Below are 14,225 nucleotides of genomic sequence, written 5' to 3' on the forward strand. Positions count from 1 at the left end.
CAACGGTGATTACTGGGTTATTCGCAGTAACAGTGAGGATTACGTCGTCCACGGCATGACGGAGTTCTGCTACGTCGGTGTTAACGCGCACTTGATCAACGTCATGACGGGCGAGCGTGAGACGGTCGTCAATTGCATGAGTGTCGATGAGTATCTGCAAGACAAATACGATCTGGAGGCAGTGTCGGGCAACCAGTATGTACTGACCCCGGCAATTGACCGAGGCGACAAACCGGCGCAGGTCAATTTGCGTCGAAAACTGCATTGCACCAACCCGCAAACCCTTGCGTTGCTGACGGGCAAACAACGACTTTGGCTCACAGGTAAACGCAGGCTTCTTGAAGACACGCAGCGACTGCTTCTCGAACAAGGCATAACCACCCAAATCGAGTTAGTGCTTGATGCCTGCGAAGCAGTCGCCATCGGCGTCGAAACCTGGCACATCGAAGCGGTGTTGAGGGCTGTGCGCGAGAGGTTGTGCTGAGCCGACGCTAAGGTCATATAAAATGCCCTGACCCACCATCAATAGATACGGCCGACGCCATGCCCCAAGCCCACAAGTCACCTATTTGCTTATGTAAGGAAAATCAGCGATTTCCGGCCTGACGTTACCGCTATCGTGCTTTTCGGCCTAAAGGCCGAAGACGATGACCTGGTGTATCTGGAGATACGCTTTAAGGACTACGGAGAACTCCAAATTGAAGGCGACCACTTGATGCCTGGATTGGATGAGGCACTGGAAAGCGCCGAGTTCGAGTACGGTATTTTGCCAAATGATTGGCGAGTAATGAGCGAGGCGGAAATTCAGCGAATCCCATTCTTTGTCGGTGGAACATGCGTTTAGTGATTTGACCGCTTTGGGTCGATTGCCGCGAAGGGCCGCAATCGACCGAGGCTGTGTAAAAACGTTTTCGAGCAGCTTTGGTGGCCTAATTGGGAGCTAAAATCACGCGCCTATGCAAATCTCAGCTCTGCTGATTAGCCAAACGCTGGCAGATTTCGTGTAGCAGCGCAGACTACAAAACGGTGCCTGCGTTTTTACACACTCTGGACCCATAGCTGCCAGTGGCGACAGGCAGAAATCGGCCAAAAGCGGCCTTGCTCAAAAACCAAAAAACCAAAAAACCAAAAAGGCTCGCACAACCGCAAACCTCTAACTGCAATCTTCCAATCCGACGATTATCACGCTGTTTTTTCTCGCTATTGGAGTAATCGACCGGAGATCGTTGTCGTATCACCTGCAGGCACACCGTTACGATCAAGACGTCGCTACGGTGGGCTACGGGAAAGCTTGGCCTGCCGCGTCATGTCTTTTATTACAGAGGTGGTGAGATGAGTGTGGGACCCATGCTTGGTATGTGGGTGGTGGCTGCAATTAGCTTAGTCATGTTGATGCCAGCGTCAGCGGACCACCGGCGCGGCGGACACGAGGGCGGCGAGTGGAAGGACGAGTACAGAGACGGGCCATGCAAGGTGAAGATCGAATCCAAAGACGATCAATACAAGGAAGAGATCAAATGCCCGGATGGCCGCGGCGCCACTTGGCGTCGCGGCGAGTGGAAAGACGAGTTCTGGGAGCGTGGCTGCAAGGTCAAGATCGAGGCCAAGCGAGATGAGTACAAAAAAGAGGTCAAGTGTGATGGCGATGATTGATCGGTTGCTCAGACAGCACGTGAAATGGCGAAGTGAGCGCGATTAGTTTTCTCCTCTTCATTGAACATACGCCCTGTTCGCCAACCGAAAACCAAGTTTTGTGGTGGAGAACTCATTGCCTATGAAGTGAATCGCACCTGGTTTCCTAGACAGAATCGAGCGTCAGCTTTGGGTCGCAACTTGCCGGTCGTAGCCGGCAGAAATCGGCCAGAAGTGGCCAATGAAGCTGCTGGCATGTTGGCAGCGTTGTTTGATTTGCCGGCTACACTGATCTAGCAGCTTGGGCTTGTCATCTGTGTCGTGTTTCTCCTCGAATAGTGTCGCGTTCGCCGTGACCACCTTCAGGAAAACAAGGGCCTACAGGACGTCAAGGAACGTTAGATTCGTATGGCAGACAATCGGCGAACCATAGTTATCAATCCTCAGCAGCCAGTCAGCTTTCTGCTGCAAAGCGGCATACTCAGCGTTAGTGAACTGCGCGAGGACGCGCAACGACCAGTCGCTCCTGCGTCGATGAAGGCTGATTGGCAGACAATTGAGTCGTGGCTTGGATGCCATGGTCGACCTTTCACAGATGAGGATCAGGCCCGAGTTCACGACGCCCTGCTGATTTACATTGCACGAGGCAAAGCTCCATCGCTAGCTCTGGAAGAGTATTTTCAGTTCTTTGTGGAACAACTACAAACCGAAAAGATCCCACACGTCACGGTGCCCGATTCCGTGTTTTCAGTATTTGACCGATTATATGCAACTGATGCAGCGATAGAGGCATACCACATGGATCTTACTCACATTTTTAGCGCGGCGGAACTACTAAAAGTTGAGCACCCTCACTTTGGCAAGATTCAGAAACTTGGATTCCTCAAGACAATAACCGGATTGCTTACGAGTCCCAGCAGGAAAGCCGACGGCATAGATGATTACAGTTCAGGTAAACGCCAGACTGTCGCGCTGCATATCGAAGCAGATAACTTCATAGTTACCATTGCCAGTTCATTTGTGCTCGTCACGCTTAAGGAAGGTGCGAGTAGATTCCCGGTTATCCAAAAGAAATGGAAATTGGTGGCTCAGAAAAAAGGGGAAGGAATTACAGAATTCTTTGGCAAGGTTAACACCTATGTTGATTCCGATGGCTTGAGGTGGGAACACAGATTCAAAAGGAAAACCGACGAGGATGAATTAGTTGGATTTGATAGTAATGGGAAGGAAATCCTAGTCATCACTATTGAGACCCTCCAATGAATCTTTGTTCTCAAGCAATCACAATCGATATAACACCTAACTATCGGTTCCAGGCGACGTCGGCGCTAACGCGCCGCCGCGCCTGAACCGGAGCGTTATGAATGTCTGCAAAGGGTTGATTCTGTTGAAAAAGTCGGATTTCAGCTCGTCTGAACTCAGGCACGACCACCACCGGAGAACCTACTCACCACATTGAGTGGTTTTTCGGCCCTTCGTTGATCTTTGCTGCTCTGTTAGTGGGTTAGTTTGAGGTTTTTTGCTGCGTGCAGACGCACCTATCCCGTAGAAGGTGGCCCTTGAGATACAAGTTTGGCCAGACGTCGCAGGTTCTGTACCGCGGCCGCCAGCGTGAACTCATCGGATGCGCCACTCATGCCACGTAGCCGCAGGCGATCCAATTGCAGGATGCGCTTGAGGTGGGCAAACAACATTTCGACCTTTTTACGTTCGTGGCGAGAGCGCTGATACGCCGGCGTTGCTGCAATGCGCCGAGCCACATCGCGAGCGGCTTCATGGACGCTGCGAGCGATCTTTCGGAATGCAGTGTTCGGGCAGCACTTGGCTTTCATCGGACACGTAGCGCAGTCGGTCTGCCGGGATCGGAAGATGATGGTGTTGGCTTTGGTGACGTGTGAACGCTCGTTCTTGAAGGCTCGCCATTCGCTGCGCAGTGGGTTGCCGGCCGGGCAGCGGTATTCCTCGGCCTCTTCATTCCAGTGGAAATCGTTACTCGAAAAGCTGTCGTTCTTGCGCTCGGTTTTGTCCCACACCGGCACATGCGGCTCGATGTCTTTTTCCTCCACCATCCAGGCCAGCATCGGCGCGGTACCGTAAGCGGTGTCGCCAATGAGGCGTTCCGGTTTGATGTCGAACTGCGCCTCGACCCGGTCGATCATGATCTTGGTGCTCTCGACCTCGGCCGTGCGATGAGCCGGTGTGGGTTCCACATCCACGATGACACCGTGCTCGGTATCGATCAGATAATTCGTGGAGTAAGCGTAGAACGCTGGGCCACCTGGAGCAGCGGTCCAGCGGGCTTGAGGATCAGTCAGCGACAGGCGCTTCGGTAGCGTTTCGGCCAGAGCCTCTTCATCAAGCGCCTCAAGATACTCACGCACGGCGCGGGTGCTCAGGGCCGGATCGCTCCAGTTGACCTGTTCATCACCCGGTACACCGCGCTGCCGGCAGGCATCCGCTTTGATGATGCTGGCGTCCACGGCAAAGCCTTCACCTTTGACCAAGCCTGCATCCATGCAACGACGTAGCACTTCATTGAACAGCCAGCGAAAGAGATCGCTGTCCCGAAAACGGCCGTGTCTATTTTTGGAAAAGGTCGAGTGATTGGGGACTTCATCTTCAAGGCTTAACCGGCAGAACCAGCGATACGCCAGGTTCAGATGGGCCTCTTCGCACAACCGCCGCTCTGAGCGAATGCCGTAGCAATAGCCGACGATCAGCATGCGGATCATCAGTTCAGGGTCAATCGACGGACGCCCGATCGGGCTATAAAAATCGGCGAGGTAATGGCGCAGGTCGCTCAGATCAAGACACTGATCAATGCTGCGCAGAAGGTGATTGGCGGGGATGTGATCTTCAAGGTTGAACGAGTAAAACAGTCGCTCCTGCCCACTCGATAACTGTCCCATCATGCTGCGTGCTTCCCTGCTGGCTGGTGCGAAGATTTTGCCGCAGGCCAGAAAGGGGAGCTACTTTTTCAACAGAATCGGCCAATAGCGGTCATTGAGAAACTAGATCCCGATTTGCTTACAGGTGCTTTAGGTTTATGTGGCGCTATCAGACAGTGCTATCAACACAGACTCAAAACTTGGGATTATCTGAAGCTTGCTCCAGAACTTAAAATCCATGTGATGCTCATATGGTCTTAAATGTGTCCATATCGGTCTTAGATTGTATCGCCGTTTTCTGCAATGCTGACTGTGATTGCAACTGAGCAGAAAAGGAACGTCAGTATGAAAATGACTAAGTTGAGTCCCCGTCGTATGATCGCCAGCGGAGTTCTAGCGTTTGTCACTTTGACATCTCTCGCGGCTAGCATTGCGTCGGGACAGACGCAACCCGAAATGGCCAGCCCCAACAAGCCTGGATATGCGGTGTTCTTTATTCAGGTAAACAATCCAGATGCGTATACGGAGTACGCATCCTTAGTCCTTCCGTCTCTAAAGCCATATCAAGGTCGCGTGATATCTGCGGTTAGTCGAAATGATATGCGCCAAATTGAGGGCGTTCCGTCCTCGGATAGAGCTGCGATTATTGAGTTTCCGTCCTTGGACATTGCGGAGGAATGGTACAAGTCCTCCACTTATACGCACGCGACGGCTATTCGAAACAAGGCTGGAGTGAGCCAAGTTGTCCTGATGCGTGGGCGTTAAAGTATGCGCAACTCGATTACACCTCGATTTGAGGGGGAGGTCAAAGACCGTCACCGCTGGTTTGCCAGCGAGATACCTGTAGTAGTCAACTAATCCCGGACACGACGTTAAGTTTTTCTTCGGCCCGAGCTGGCGCCAGCCCACCGATGAATTGATGGGGTCGAATCCAGTTGTACCGATGCATCAAGAAATGGCTGATATCGCATTGGGTTTTTTGGCCGTTCTGTAACCCAGAGTCGGTATCCATTCGGTTTTCAAGCTGCGGAACACGCGCGCCATCGGCGCATTGTCCCAGCAATTTCCCCGGCAACTCATGCTCTGGCGCATTCGATAACGCCACAGCCGCTGGTGAAATAAACGACTCGCGTACTGCGACCCTTGATCTGAGTGAAACAGTAGGCCCTGAGACCTTCCACGTTGCTCGTAGGCCATATCCAGTGCCTTGATAACCAACTAGGCGTCCGGCTTTCCGACAATGCCTAGCCCACCACCCGGCGCGCGCAAAGATCCAGCACGACAGCCAGATAATGCCATTTCCCCTGGGCCCAAAATGTAGGCGATGTCGCCGCACCACACCTGATTGGGTGCCGGTACACCGGTGCAGATGCTCGCACCAGGCTCGAAGAAAACCCACCGTTCTTATGTCTGGGCCTACGCCACCAGCCAATTCTGCGAAACAGCAGCTGTCGTCTACGACTTCAGCCCCAGCCGCGCCGGTGAGCATGCTCGCAACTTCCTGCAAGACTGGAAGGCCAAGCTGGTGTGTGATGATTTTGGCAGTTACAAAGCCAGCTTCGAACTCGGCGTCACCGAGATCGGCTGCATGGCCCATGCGCGGCGCAAGTTTTTCGAACTACACGCCACCAACAAGAGCCAGCTCGCCGAGCAGGCCCTGCGTTATATTCAGTTGCTGTATGAAATTGAGGGTGAAGTCCGCGACCTGGAGCCGGATTTACGCCGCCGAATACGGCAAAAAAAAGCGGTGCCGGTGATGGGGGCGCTACATGCTTGGATGATCGCCCAGCGTGATCTTGTGCACGATGGTTCGGCTATCAGCAAAGCGTTGGACTACAGCCTGAAAACGCTGGACGGCGCTATCGCGCTACCTCGATGACGGGGCGTTGTCCGTTGACAATAATTGGGCCAAGAACCAGATTCGGCCGTGGGTACTCGGGCGAAAAAACTGGCTCTTTGCAGGTTCCCTGCGCAGCGGAAAACGGGCGGCGGCGATCATGAGTTTGATCCTGTCGGCGCGGCTCAACGGGCGCCTACCGAGGCAACGGGCAAGTGATATTGCGCAGCTGCTGCCGCATAGGTGGCAACCGGTTTAGTGACGCAAGACGGGAGGCCCGGACGCATACCCTAGTTTGACGAATTGCATCGAGTGCCTCCTTGGGCTCTGTACTAAATATTATCGGACGAAGAGCGGTTACTGGATTCTTGGGCCAAATCCACCATAAGGTTTCAACGGTACAACAGAAGTAACTTCCAGCATCCCGGAATTTACCAGTGGCAGCGTTGCCAGCTTTTCCCGAACGGCAGTCTCGTTTTCGGCTTCAACCAGTAGGCAGGCGCCACCCATGTCACCACGGTGCCAGATATTGCGGATAAATCCCTCCAGATAGAGAGCCCTGGCACGCTGAGCTTCGGCTTCGAGATGAGGCGCAAAATCCGCATCGGAAAAACGCTCCGAGACTCGACGCGAAAGCGTGATGAATTGCATATATATATCCCCTTCAAGGCGTTCTTCGTTTAAACAGTTCACGGATAATTGCAAAAAATACTATTCTGGTCCAAGACGCGTTCTACATGACTTGAGACCCGATTCACATGACCTTAGATCTTCGATTGCTTGTTGCGTTTATCGCTGTCGCTGAAACTGAAAATGTCGGTCAAGCCGCCAGCCGTCTACATATCTCGCAGTCGCCTTTGAGTCGGCAAATCATTCAGCTTGAAGCGCAGCTTGGTCTGAGGTTATTCGAACGCGCACGTCAGCGCATGCGCCTGACTGACGAAGGACGTCTTTTCCTTCAGGAGGCGCGCAGCTTGGTCGCCCATGCATCTGAAGTCGAAGCAGCGGCGCGCAGTATCGCTCTTGGTGAGAAAGGCCATATTGCCGTGGGTTATGTCGAAGCGGCCATGCACTCCAATGTATTACCGCGTGCCCTTGCGGGTCTGCAATCAGACCATCAGGCTGCTACCTTCGAACTCCGTCCCATGGGCTCCTCAGAACAATCCGAGGCCCTGCTCGGTAGAGCGCTCGATTTCGGGCTGGTTTATTCAGTTCCTGAGAGCGCAGACATAGAGTCCATGGAGGTTTCAAGCGAAGCGCTACTGCTTGTTCTGGGAAAAAGACATGTTATGGCCACGCAAGCGAGCATTGCTCCTCAAGACTTGAACGGGGAGCGTTGGGTTGCCTTGGCCCGGTCAAAAAATCCTGCGGCCCGCCAGCGTTTTCTTGAGAACTGCTCCGCTTGCGGTTTCTTGCCTGACATCAAGGTAGAGGCGGATGACCTGCTGGCAGCCTTGCGGCTGGTGGCCTCAGGTTTGGGCATTACCTTTGTCCAAGCGAGTCTTCGGGATTTTCTTGCAGATAGCGTCATATTTCGCGAGCTGCCCTGGCTTCCTTCACGGGTCAGGGTCTATGCCATCTGGCGCAAGGACGACCCCAAGCCGCTTGTCGCGACGCTCCGGCAAGCGCTCTTGGCGGCCTAGCATTAATTCTGCAAGGACTAGATTCAACCCCATCTTCAGATGAGGACTTGCGTGCCTGCGTGTTGGAGCCAAACGCACGCATTGGCCGTTTTGCCGTAAGCGCCCGCCGAAGGCATCTTGGCTAAGCTATTAAAGTGTTACTGCCGCATAAATGGGCGACCGTTTAACTATGCAAGGTGTGTTCCGCGGACACTTACCGACGAGGTACCAAATGCCTGTGTACAGCGGATCGCCCCCCATGCTTGTGTAAAGGAGAACGGGAGTGATCAGCAGGATTGAATAGGTAAGATCATCTCTACGGCGGACTGTCATTCCTATCCTCGCTTTCAGCATCATGCTTGCTGGAATAGCGTAGATGACGGGAACGTTCTTGCACTGTGAGTCCGCTATGGGTCGATTCTGTTGAAAAAGTAGCTCCCCTTTCTGGCCTGCGGCAAAATCTTCGCACCAGCCAGCAGGGAAGCACGCAGCATGATGGGACAGTTATCGAGTGGGCAGGAGCGACTGTTTTACTCGTTCAACCTTGAAGATCACATCCCCGCCAATCACCTTCTGCGCAGCATTGATCAGTGTCTTGATCTGAGCGACCTGCGCCATTACCTCGCCGATTTTTATAGCCCGATCGGGCGTCCGTCGATTGACCCTGAACTGATGATCCGCATGCTGATCGTCGGCTATTGCTACGGCATTCGCTCAGAGCGGCGGTTGTGCGAAGAGGCCCATCTGAACCTGGCGTATCGCTGGTTCTGCCGGTTAAGCCTTGAAGATGAAGTCCCCAATCACTCGACCTTTTCCAAAAATAGACACGGCCGTTTTCGGGACAGCGATCTCTTTCGCTGGCTGTTCAATGAAGTGCTACGTCGTTGCATGGACACAGGCTTGGTCAAAGGTGAAGGCTTTGCCGTGGACGCCAGCATCATCAAGGCGGATGCCAGCCGGCAGCGCGGTGTACCGGGCGATGAACAGGTCAACTGGAGCGATCCGGCCCTGAGCACCCGCGCCGTACGTGAGTATCTTGAGGCGCTTGATGAAGAGGCTCTGGCCGAAACGCTACCGAAACGTCTATCGCTGACTGATCCTCAAGCCCGCTGGACCGCTGCTCCAGGTGGCCCAGCGTTCTACGCTTACTCCACGAATTATCTGATCGATACCGAGCACGGTGTCATCGTGGATGTGGAACCCACACCGGCTCATCGCACGGCCGAGGTCGAGAGCACCAAGATCATGATCGACCGGGTCGAGGCGCAGTTCGACATCAAACCGGAACGCCTCATTGGCGACACCGCTTACGGTACCGCGCCGATGCTGGCCTGGATGGTGGAGGAAAAAGACATCGAGCCGCATGTGCCGGTGTGGGACAAAACCGAGCGCAAGAACGACAGCTTTTCGAGTAACGATTTCCACTGGAATGAAGAGGCCGAGGAATACCGCTGCCCGGCCGGCAACCCACTGCGCAGCGAATGGCGAGCCTTCAAGAACGAGCGTTCACACGTCACCAAAGCCAACACCATCATCTTCCGATCCCGGCAGACCGACTGCGCTACGTGTCCGATGAAAGCCAAGTGCTGCCCGAACACTGCATTCCGAAAGATCGCTCGCAGCGTCCATGAAGCCGCTCGCGATGTGGCTCGGCGCATTGCAGCAACGCCGGCGTATCAGCGCTCTCGCCACGAACGTAAAAAGGTCGAAATGTTGTTTGCCCACCTCAAGCGCATCCTGAAATTGGATCGCCTGCGGCTACGCGGCATGAGTGGCGCATCTGATGAGTTCACGCTGGCGGCCGCGGTACAGAACCTGCGACGTCTGGCCAAACTTGCATCTCAAGGGCCACCTTCTACGGGATAGGTGCGTCTGCACGCAGCAAAAAACCTCAAACTAACCCACTAACAGAGCAGCAAAGATCAACGAAGGGCCGAAAAACCACTCAATGTGGTGAGTAGGTTCTCCGGTGGTGGTCGTGCCTGAGTTCAGACGAGCTGAAATCCGACTTTTTCAACAGAATCGGTCGACTGCTGCCCCTCGTGACAGGCAGCAAGCGGCCAACAGCAATGGACGTCCCACTGACCAGGTTGAGGTAGTTAGGCTGGAGTCTTTCGTGAGAGCAGCAGACTATCGCGTCGTTACCGAAAAACACCAGCCTCATAGATGAAGCAACCACAGCGCCCCGATCAGGGCGGGAGGCATTACCAGCACCCCCAGGCGCAGGAAGTCCAAGGCACCGACGTGTTCGCCTTCACGGCGAATGGCAACCAACCAGAGCAAAGTGGCCAGGGAGCCGGTAATCGACAGGTTCGGCCCGAGGTCGACGCCAATCAGCAGCGCCGCAGTAGTTCGCGCTGGCAAATCGACAATATGACCAACGGAGCCGGCGATCAGGCCGGTCGGCAGATTGTTCATCAGGTTGCCGGCGATGGCAGCGACCACGCCGGCGCTCCAGCTCGACTGGACCTCGGAGCTGCGCGCCAGCGCGGCCAAACCATGGGCTAGGTGGTCGATCACACCCGTCTGTGCCGCCGCTTCCACCAGCACGAACAGGCCCGCGACCAGCGGCAACACGCCCCATGACACGCCTTTGAGCACCGGCATCGGGTTACGCCGCTGACGCAAATGGATCAGCCCGGCCGTGGCGATGCCGGCGCAGAAGGTGGGTAAGCCGAGCTGCCGGTCCAAGGCGGAGGTCGCCAGCAACAGCACGCCTGTCAGCACGATACCCAGCGCGCACAGGCGTGCACCGCTGGGCAGCGGTTGCACGTCGATGGCCGTCGCCAGGGGCTGGCGGATCTGCTTGCGCTGGGCCAGACGCAGCACCAGGTAGGTCAGGACAATGGCGGCCAGCGACGGCAAGGTGAATTGCCGCAGCCACTCCAGCAACGGCGGCATCTGGCTGCCGAACACCACCAGGTTGGCCGGGTTGGAGATGGGCAGCACAAAACTGGCGGCATTGGAGATGAAGGCGCAGATGAACAGATAAGGCAGCGGCTCGGCCTTGGCCGCCTTGCACGCGGCGTACACCGCTGGGGTCAGCACTACGGCCGTGGCATCGTTGGAGAGGAACACCGTGACCAGTGTCCCCACCAGGAACACTAGGTCAAACAGGCGCTGGCCCGAGCCCCTGGCGTGCTGCACCGCGTACATGGCCAGCCAGTCGAACAGCCCTTCCTGGCGCGCCAGTTCGGCCAGCACCATCATGCCGATCAGAAACAGGTACACATCGCCACCCTCGGCGACGGCGGCGAGTGCAGTTTGCAGCGGCACCAGGCCAAACACGGTCAGCAGTACAGCGGCGCTGACCGCCCAGACATACTCCGGCACGCGCCAGGGGCGCAGGATTACCCCTCCGGTCGCAACGGCGGCCACGGTCCAAATGAGCGAGGATGGATCAAATACAGGCATGCAGTTTACTCAGGTGAATGCAAGACTCGGCGCGGCATGATCAGTTGACGGCCGTGGGGGTGATGGCGAGCTCCGAGGTGTCAATCTTGTCGCCCGAGCTATTACGGGTTTCCGGCATGGCCAGCCACAGCAGGAAGAAAGCCGCGCCAGCAATCGCGGCCAGGGTCACGAACGCGGCATCGTAGCCCGCTGCCTGTACCACCAGCCCCGCTACGCCGGGGCTGAGGGCCGCGCCCAGGCCAAATACCGCAGACAGCGCGCCTAAGCTGACATTGAAGCGCCCAGTACCCTGCGTCAGGTCTTTGACTACTACGGGAAACAAGGCGCCGAAGATTCCGGCGCCGATACCGTCGAGCAACTGCACGGCCACCAGCCAGTACGGGTCGTCGGACACCACGTAAAGCAGGCCGCGCAGCGGCAGGATCAGGAAACCGGCCAGCAGCAATGGCTTGCGCCCCCACAGGTCAGCCTTGACGCCGACCAGCAGGGCCATCGGTACCATCACTAACTGCGCGGCGACGATGCAGGCGGAGGTCAACGGCGTGGCCATCTGCAGATTGACCTGGGACAACTTCTGGCTAACCAGTGGCAGCATGGCCGCGTTCGCAAGATGGAACAGCGAGCAGCACACGGCGAACAGCAGAAGCGGCCGGTTGGCCAGCAACACCCTCACTCCGGACGGATGCGCATGGCCGCCCGCCGGGGTGGAGGCAAAACCGCGCGCGACCTCATGATCGATGGCCTTGGCCGAAACCAGGCTGACAGCGATCACGCTGCCCAGTGCCATCACCGCCATCAGGTAGAACACCACCACCGGGCCGAACAGATAGGCGAATCCGCCGGCCAGCAATGCGGCGCAGGCATTGCCTGCATGGTTGAAGGTTTCGTTGCGTCCGGTGCGGCGGGTGAAGGCTCGGGGGCCGGTGATGCCCAGCGAGATCGCGGCGATGGCCGGGGCGAACACGGAGCCGGCGATGGCACTGACGGTTTGCGTCAGCGCCACCAGACCGAACGAGGTCACCCACGGCAGCAGCAGGCAGCTACCGGTTACCAGCAGCGCGGCGACTACCACTACCGCCCGTTTCGCCGAAGTCCGGTCGATCAACGCACCGGCTGGGGTCTGCATGAGCAGCGCGGCGACTCCGGCCAGTGTCATCACTAGACCGATGCTCGCCGGCTCCCAGTTATGCACGGCCAGCAGATAGATCGCCAGATAAGGCCCCAGTCCATCGCGCACATCGGCGAGGAAGAAGTTAAGCCAGTCCAGGGACAGTTCGTTGCTGCGCTCTCTACGGCGGGTATCCAATTACGCGGTCTCGTTAGGCCTAACTGTCGCATCAGGGGCTGTTGACGGCTGACGAGCATACTTAACCGCCGGATCTGCGCGGGTCCACTGCCCTCGGTTTCCAGGCGCTCGACGAGCCCGAGCAAGAGTAGCAAGCTCTGCCGGACGATGCCTTCGGAACAGGTAGAGCGCGCCCCCAAAAGCAGCCTTTATGATCCTCGCTACACATTGCGCCGATCTCAAAGGTGCCAATCATCTAAGGTGTGGGGCAGCGTCTGGTCGAATCACTGTTCACTTACCACTTTGCAGGAAAGCAGTTTTTTCAAAACGTTCTGTGGATTGACAACGCCAGTCTGACGTCTAGATACCGTATAGATAAATTACCTAGAAACAAGTTGGCAGATGAGCGCCGTACACATTATTTTCGGCCCTCTCGGGGCCGGTAAGTCGACACTAGCTCGGCAGATAACGGCCCAGCTAAACGCTGTCAGCTTCTCGATTGATGAATGGATGCAGCGTCTATACGGCCCAGATCTGCCTCAGCCCCTTAGCCTGGAATGGGTGCTTCCCCGTGTTAGACGTTGCGAGTCGCAAATATGGGAAACGTGCGTGCAGGTTCTAGCGTCGGGCAAGGACGTGGTGCTGGATCAAGGCTTTATGACGAAAGCAGACCGCACTCAAATCCGACTGCAGGCCCACAACGCGGGCTATGAGGTGCTTAGCCACTTCGTAAATGCCGATAAGCCGCTACGCCGTGAGCGCGTACTGCAACGAAACCTAGAAAAAGGTGCGACCTATTCGTTCGAAATAACGGCCCAAATGTTCGAGGCCATGGACGCACGCTTTGAACACCCATCCCCATCCGAACTGAAGGAGTGTTGCAATGTCTGACTACACACCGGGTGCGGAAGGCACTTCGCCCTCAACACTTGAACGCTATATCCGCATATCCCGGGCATACACTGCCGCCACTCGGCGTATCGACGCCAAACTCTCCGCCGTGCATGGGTTGAGCTTTAGCGACTTCATGATTCTGCATCATCTTAAGCAAGCCCACGGCGGCAGGCTTCGTCGTGCAGATTTGGCAGAGTGCATGGGCTTAACCGCGTCAGCCGTAACCAAGTCCCTCCTGCCCTTGGAAAAAATAGGTTGGGTATCTCGCCAAAGCGATCCCCGCGATGCGCGCGTTGGTTATGCATGCTTAACCCCCGCGGGTGCGCAGCTCGTTGACGACGCGCTACTGACTGCAGAGAGTTCGTGCCAGGAGGCCTACCAAGCCATCTTCGGCGAGATGACCGTCACCCTTGAGCCAACCGCCGCGAGCGAGTGATAGGTCGCTAAGACAAGTTACGCATATGCACTCGGGTAACCGAAAAGCATCCGACGGCATATAGGCGGTTTGAGCACCACTTTTCCCGCTTCAAGGTCCGCTTTTGGCCGATTCTGTTGAAAAAGTCGGATTTTCAGATCGCCTGAACTCAGGCACGACCACCACCGGAGAACCTACTCACCACATTGAGTGGTTCATCGTATGCGAGCTCTGGCTC

12 protein-coding genes and 3 pseudogenes are annotated in these 14,225 nt (G+C 56.1%); 9 read left to right on the plus strand and 6 right to left on the minus strand.

The annotated features are described in order from the left end of the window. Positions 1-55: 55 nt before the first annotated feature. From LOY38_RS17140 to LOY38_RS17150, 3 genes are all read left to right on the plus strand, one after another. A complete protein-coding gene (locus LOY38_RS17140; protein ID WP_258696260.1) occupies positions 56-484 on the plus strand; it encodes a hypothetical protein in 429 nt (142 codons plus the stop codon). An 863-nt stretch (positions 485-1,347) separates the two neighbouring features. Beyond that, a complete protein-coding gene (locus tag LOY38_RS17145; protein ID WP_258696261.1) occupies positions 1,348-1,653 on the plus strand; it encodes a hypothetical protein in 306 nt (101 codons plus the stop codon). A 387-nt stretch (positions 1,654-2,040) separates the two neighbouring features. Beyond that, positions 2,041-2,895 carry a hypothetical protein gene (locus LOY38_RS17150; RefSeq protein ID WP_258696262.1) on the plus strand — a complete coding sequence of 285 codons (855 nt, stop codon included), beginning with the start codon at positions 2,041-2,043 and terminating at the stop codon, positions 2,893-2,895. A gap of 275 nt (positions 2,896-3,170) precedes the next feature. Here LOY38_RS17150 and LOY38_RS17155 read toward each other — a convergent pair whose 3' ends face one another. Beyond that, on the minus strand, positions 3,171-4,544 hold the full coding sequence (locus tag LOY38_RS17155; protein ID WP_258696263.1) for a transposase: 1,374 nt from the start codon (positions 4,542-4,544) through the stop codon (positions 3,171-3,173). 432 nt (positions 4,545-4,976) lie between these two features. Here LOY38_RS17155 and LOY38_RS30370 point away from each other — a divergent pair, with 432 nt between their 5' ends. Continuing rightward, on the plus strand, positions 4,977-5,285 hold the full coding sequence (locus tag LOY38_RS30370; RefSeq protein ID WP_408980635.1) for a DUF1330 domain-containing protein: 309 nt from the start codon (positions 4,977-4,979) through the stop codon (positions 5,283-5,285). An 85-nt stretch (positions 5,286-5,370) separates the two neighbouring features. On the opposite strand, the pseudogene LOY38_RS17160 reads toward LOY38_RS30370, so the two are convergent. Further along, positions 5,371-5,879 (minus strand): annotated as a pseudogene (locus LOY38_RS17160) (IS3 family transposase); the annotation flags it as partial. On the opposite strand from LOY38_RS17160, the pseudogene tnpC reads away from it, so the two are divergent. Continuing rightward, positions 5,878-6,616, plus strand: a pseudogene (gene tnpC / locus LOY38_RS17165) (IS66 family transposase); the annotation flags it as partial. The pseudogenes LOY38_RS17160 and tnpC overlap by 2 nt on opposite strands. Before the next feature lie 98 nt (positions 6,617-6,714). On the opposite strand, the gene LOY38_RS17170 reads toward tnpC, so the two are convergent. Next, positions 6,715-7,008, minus strand: coding sequence for a muconolactone Delta-isomerase family protein (locus LOY38_RS17170; protein ID WP_095055732.1), 294 nt, complete (start codon positions 7,006-7,008; stop codon positions 6,715-6,717). Positions 7,009-7,115: 107 nt separating this feature from the next. Here LOY38_RS17170 and LOY38_RS17175 point away from each other — a divergent pair, with 107 nt between their 5' ends. Both LOY38_RS17175 and LOY38_RS17180 read left to right on the plus strand, forming a co-directional pair. Further along, a complete protein-coding gene (locus LOY38_RS17175; protein ID WP_258696264.1) occupies positions 7,116-8,000 on the plus strand; it encodes a LysR family transcriptional regulator in 885 nt (294 codons plus the stop codon). A gap of 471 nt (positions 8,001-8,471) precedes the next feature. Next, complete coding sequence (locus LOY38_RS17180; protein WP_258696265.1) at positions 8,472-9,845, plus strand: transposase; 1,374 nt, start codon at positions 8,472-8,474, stop codon at positions 9,843-9,845. A gap of 294 nt (positions 9,846-10,139) precedes the next feature. On the opposite strand, the gene LOY38_RS17185 is transcribed toward LOY38_RS17180, so the two are convergent. From LOY38_RS17185 to LOY38_RS17195, 3 genes and pseudogenes are all read right to left on the minus strand, one after another. Beyond that, the gene (locus tag LOY38_RS17185; protein ID WP_258696266.1) at positions 10,140-11,393 is read right to left on the minus strand and encodes an arsenic transporter; all 1,254 of its coding nucleotides are present in this window, start codon (positions 11,391-11,393) and stop codon (positions 10,140-10,142) included. A 40-nt stretch (positions 11,394-11,433) separates the two neighbouring features. Continuing rightward, a complete protein-coding gene (locus LOY38_RS17190; RefSeq protein WP_258696267.1) occupies positions 11,434-12,699 on the minus strand; it encodes an MFS transporter in 1,266 nt (421 codons plus the stop codon). An 11-nt stretch (positions 12,700-12,710) separates the two neighbouring features. After that, positions 12,711-12,866, minus strand: a pseudogene (locus LOY38_RS17195) (diguanylate cyclase); the annotation flags it as partial. 214 nt (positions 12,867-13,080) lie between these two features. Here LOY38_RS17195 and LOY38_RS17200 point away from each other — a divergent pair. Together LOY38_RS17200 and LOY38_RS17205 are read left to right on the plus strand one after the other, a co-directional pair. Continuing rightward, the gene (locus LOY38_RS17200; protein WP_258696268.1) at positions 13,081-13,569 is read left to right on the plus strand and encodes an ATP-binding protein; all 489 of its coding nucleotides are present in this window, start codon (positions 13,081-13,083) and stop codon (positions 13,567-13,569) included. Next, positions 13,562-14,008: a MarR family winged helix-turn-helix transcriptional regulator gene (locus LOY38_RS17205; RefSeq protein ID WP_258696269.1), complete on the plus strand. Its 447-nt coding sequence runs from the start codon at positions 13,562-13,564 to the stop codon at positions 14,006-14,008. The genes LOY38_RS17200 and LOY38_RS17205 overlap by 8 nt, the downstream gene beginning before the upstream one ends. The last annotated feature ends 217 nt before the right edge of the window (positions 14,009-14,225 follow it).

The sequence above is a fragment of the Pseudomonas sp. B21-015 genome (assembly GCF_024749285.1).
Taxonomy (GTDB): domain Bacteria; phylum Pseudomonadota; class Gammaproteobacteria; order Pseudomonadales; family Pseudomonadaceae; genus Aquipseudomonas.

Bases quoted from the DNA above. Each gene is read 5' to 3' on its own strand.
- LOY38_RS17140 (WP_258696260.1), top strand. From the start codon at position 56: ATGACGGAGTTCTGCTACGTCGGTGTTAACGCGCACTTGATCAACGTC.
- LOY38_RS17145 (WP_258696261.1), top strand. From the start codon at position 1,348: ATGCTTGGTATGTGGGTGGTGGCTGCAATTAGCTTAGTCATGTTGATG.
- LOY38_RS17150 (WP_258696262.1), top strand. From the start codon at position 2,041: ATGGCAGACAATCGGCGAACCATAGTTATCAATCCTCAGCAGCCAGTC.
- LOY38_RS17155 (WP_258696263.1), bottom strand. From the start codon at position 4,544: ATGATGGGACAGTTATCGAGTGGGCAGGAGCGACTGTTTTACTCGTTC.
- LOY38_RS30370 (WP_408980635.1), top strand. From the start codon at position 4,977: ATGGCCAGCCCCAACAAGCCTGGATATGCGGTGTTCTTTATTCAGGTA.
- LOY38_RS17170 (WP_095055732.1), bottom strand. From the start codon at position 7,008: ATGCAATTCATCACGCTTTCGCGTCGAGTCTCGGAGCGTTTTTCCGAT.
- LOY38_RS17175 (WP_258696264.1), top strand. From the start codon at position 7,116: ATGACCTTAGATCTTCGATTGCTTGTTGCGTTTATCGCTGTCGCTGAA.
- LOY38_RS17180 (WP_258696265.1), top strand. From the start codon at position 8,472: ATGATGGGACAGTTATCGAGTGGGCAGGAGCGACTGTTTTACTCGTTC.
- LOY38_RS17185 (WP_258696266.1), bottom strand. From the start codon at position 11,393: ATGCCTGTATTTGATCCATCCTCGCTCATTTGGACCGTGGCCGCCGTT.
- LOY38_RS17200 (WP_258696268.1), top strand. From the start codon at position 13,081: ATGAGCGCCGTACACATTATTTTCGGCCCTCTCGGGGCCGGTAAGTCG.
- LOY38_RS17205 (WP_258696269.1), top strand. From the start codon at position 13,562: ATGTCTGACTACACACCGGGTGCGGAAGGCACTTCGCCCTCAACACTT.